The organism is Eggerthella sp. (assembly GCF_048329335.1).
Lineage (GTDB): Bacteria > Actinomycetota > Coriobacteriia > Coriobacteriales > Eggerthellaceae > Eggerthella > Eggerthella lenta.
This window is the reverse complement of sequence record NZ_DBFEGU010000253.1, coordinates 1-2,785: the sequence shown is the minus strand read 5'-3', so window position 1 is coordinate 2,785 and position 2,785 is coordinate 1. Positions and strand designations below refer to the sequence as shown.

At 60.9% G+C, this 2,785-nt stretch carries 6 protein-coding genes and 1 pseudogene; 5 read left to right on the top strand and 2 right to left on the bottom strand.

Features of this window, described 5'->3' with window-relative positions; genetic code table 11:
• Positions 1-590 (top strand): energy-coupling factor transporter transmembrane component T family protein (locus ACMO6A_RS08130; RefSeq protein WP_418471064.1); only part of this gene is annotated, 590 nt, incomplete at its 5' end.
• A 44-nt stretch (positions 591-634) separates the two neighbouring features.
• The gene (locus ACMO6A_RS08125) at positions 635-1,054 is read left to right on the top strand and encodes a pyridoxamine 5'-phosphate oxidase family protein (RefSeq protein WP_009608799.1); all 420 of its coding nucleotides are present in this window, start codon (positions 635-637) and stop codon (positions 1,052-1,054) included.
• Positions 1,055-1,058: 4 nt separating this feature from the next.
• On the opposite strand, the gene ACMO6A_RS08120 is transcribed toward ACMO6A_RS08125, so the two are convergent.
• On the bottom strand, positions 1,059-1,277 hold the full coding sequence (locus ACMO6A_RS08120; RefSeq protein WP_035577304.1) for a helix-turn-helix domain-containing protein: 219 nt from the start codon (positions 1,275-1,277) through the stop codon (positions 1,059-1,061).
• A 134-nt stretch (positions 1,278-1,411) separates the two neighbouring features.
• Between ACMO6A_RS08120 and ACMO6A_RS08115 the strand changes: the two genes are divergently transcribed.
• A complete protein-coding gene (locus ACMO6A_RS08115; protein ID WP_021410579.1) occupies positions 1,412-1,606 on the top strand; it encodes a hypothetical protein in 195 nt (64 codons plus the stop codon).
• Between the two features lie 13 nt (positions 1,607-1,619).
• On the opposite strand, the gene ACMO6A_RS08110 is transcribed toward ACMO6A_RS08115, so the two are convergent.
• The gene (locus ACMO6A_RS08110; RefSeq protein WP_009608865.1) at positions 1,620-1,943 is read right to left on the bottom strand and encodes a DUF1292 domain-containing protein; all 324 of its coding nucleotides are present in this window, start codon (positions 1,941-1,943) and stop codon (positions 1,620-1,622) included.
• Between the two features lie 211 nt (positions 1,944-2,154).
• Between ACMO6A_RS08110 and ACMO6A_RS08105 the strand changes: the two genes are divergently transcribed.
• Both ACMO6A_RS08105 and ACMO6A_RS08100 read left to right on the top strand, forming a co-directional pair.
• Positions 2,155-2,490, top strand: coding sequence for a hypothetical protein (locus tag ACMO6A_RS08105; protein ID WP_139019519.1), 336 nt, complete (start codon positions 2,155-2,157; stop codon positions 2,488-2,490).
• A gap of 9 nt (positions 2,491-2,499) precedes the next feature.
• A pseudogene (locus ACMO6A_RS08100) lies at positions 2,500-2,785 on the top strand (hypothetical protein); the annotation flags it as partial.

The following is a 2,785-nucleotide window of genomic DNA, read 5'->3' as shown; positions in this document are numbered from 1 at the left end:
CCATCGCGCCGCTCGCGTTCATCGTGGTGGTCACCGCGCTGCTCAACGTGTTCTTCGTGCAGGGCGGCGCCGTGTTGTTCGAGTGGTGGATCATCCGCATCAGCGAGGCGGGCCTGTGGCAGGCCGCCTTCATCGCCTGCCGTTTGCTGCTGCTCTTGCTGGGCATGAGCCTGCTCACCTTGACCACCGCAACGCTCGACATAACCGACGCGTTCGAGTACCTGCTGCGCCCCTTTCGCCGCATCGGCGTGCCGGCGCACGAGCTGTCCATGATGATGGGAATCGCGTTGCGCTTCCTTCCCCAGTTCACCTTCGAGCTGCAAACCGTGTACCGCGCGCAGATCAGCCGCGGCGCCACTTTCTCGAAGGGACGCCTGCGCATGCTGGCATCGCTCATGGTGCCGCTGTTCACCAGCGCGTTCCGCCATGCGGAAACGCTGTCGTCGGCCATGGACGCGCGCTGCTATCACGGCGGCATCGGCCGCACGCGCCTGCATCCGCTAACGTTCACGCGCCTCGATCGCAACGGCACCCTCGTCATCGTCGCGATGCTGGCCTGCGTGATCGCAACCAATTTCATCCCTTGGTAAGATCGACCCGAAACCGCCCCATCTCCCAACCGAAAGGAACTCCCATGAACGGAACGAACACCATCGTCGACTACCTGACCAGCGTCCCGGCCTGGTACCTGGCAACGTGCGAGGGCGACCAGCCGCACGTGCGCCCCTTCAGCTTCGCCGCCGTGCAGGACGGGCACATCTGGTTCTGCACCGCCACCACGAAAGACGTGTACCGCGAGCTGGAAGCCAACCCAAAGTTCGAGCTGACCGCCTGGAAGCCGGGCAGCGGCTGGGTTATCATGCGAGGCAAGGCCGTCCTCAAGGACGAGGCGAACGAGGACGTGCGTCGCGCAGGATACGAGCATATGACGGGGCTCGGCGAAAGCTACGAGGGACCGGGCGACGAAACGCTCACGTTCTTCACCGTGAGCGAACCCGAGGCATGGCTGTGCGACATCGACGGTAGCTGGAACCCCGTCGATCTCGAACGCTAGGGGTTCACAGCCCGTCGAAGAGCCGACCGACGGTAGTGTCGAGGCCTCCCGCGATGCGTTCGAGCATGTCGACCGTGGGGTTCGCCTTCCCGCTTTCGATATCGATGAGGTACTTGCGGCTAACGCCCACCATGAGGGCAAAGGAAGTTTGCGACACGTTAGCTTCCGAGCGGAGCCTCGCGATATTGGTTCCGAGCTGAGTTTTTAGTGAAGTGTTCTCCATGCCGGTTAAAGGCTAGTCCCGGCGGGAGAAAAGTCGTAAACTATAGTTTACAGACCGTCAATAAAACAAGAGGTTTGTGCTATGAGTTTATCGAGAGGGTCATTGCTTGAGAGCAAGATCGCCGGAGGTCGCACATGAGCGGAACCGAGTATGAAGAACTGATGGACACGATCAGACGAACGGCGGCGCGCATTTTCGAATACGCCGAGACAGAAGAGGAAGTATGCCGCCTGGAGCAGGCGATCAACCACGAGATCATGTACGTGGCAGCCATCGCCCAATCCGAGCGGGTCAAGCCCCCCAGCGGCTGGGACCCGCTCGGCCGATAGCGATGCGCGCAGCCTACGCCGAGAAATCGTAGAGATCCTTCGTGGCGGTGCGGAAGTCCTCGTAGACTTCGGCCGCCACGGCTTCATCCTCGACGATCTCGAAGGCCGAAGGCTGACCGTCTTCGTCGAGCTCGGTCACTTCAAGCAACACCACTTCTCCGGACGAGCCCACGGGCTCGTCCTCTGTTACCGGGAAGAAGAAGCCGTAGCTGCGATCGTTATGCAAGATGAGGCCGAGAAACTCGAGCTCCGTCCGATCACCGCTCTCATCCTCGAACACGAGGGTGATGCCCTCCTCGGTCGGCGGGCAGAAATTGGGGGCGCTTCCTTCGCGCATCGTGTGCTCCTTACCTCTCGCATGGTCGTTGGCGTTAGGGTACCACAAGCGCCACGCCGCGCGTATCCAAAGGCTCCGACGACAGAGAAGCGTTAGACGAAGCCGCGCCCGTTCCCCACCAGATCGATGAGTTCCTGCTGCGTATGCACGCCCGGCTTTTGGCAGATGCGACGGGCTGGTCCTCTCAACCGAGGCCATGACGAGGATCGACGTGGCCGCCCACGACCCGGCGGCCGCCGTCGAGCAGCCGCACTCCCCCTTCGCGACGACTCGCATTCCGGCATCGACCGCGTCTTCATGCGCCCCGCGCCTCCTCGAAGCCGCCCTTATTTATATGAGTGTTTTCATCATGGACAAAAATGGGGACTATTCTTTATACTTTATCAGGTATAACCTCACGCTCGATCCCCTCATCAGGCATTATCCGATCTCCGATTTCCCCGTATTCGGTTATCGGACGAAAAACTACGGAAAAGCCCCTAGTTTTGTCCATGACCTTTTTGCTTGTATAATAAGCGGCATCAATCCGAGCCTCCGCGTACACTAGGATGCGACCATGCCGATCTTCCTTTCACATACCACCGCGACGGAATGCTGGCGATCGGGACGATTCGACGCGCTGCTCGGCGGGCCTTCGATTTCCAAACGGCATCGACCGGCAGGGTCGATCCAGGTTGAGGACACCGCATCGATCCTGGCGATGGATCGCCTGGACGTCACGTACCGCGAGGCGCTCGCGTTCGGCAGCGTCCGAGAAGGCGAAGCGCTCGCGTGCAAGCCGAGCGCACGCGAAGTCCGGGAGCTGCGAACAGGCGCTATCGTCTTTACGTCCGATCCGACGC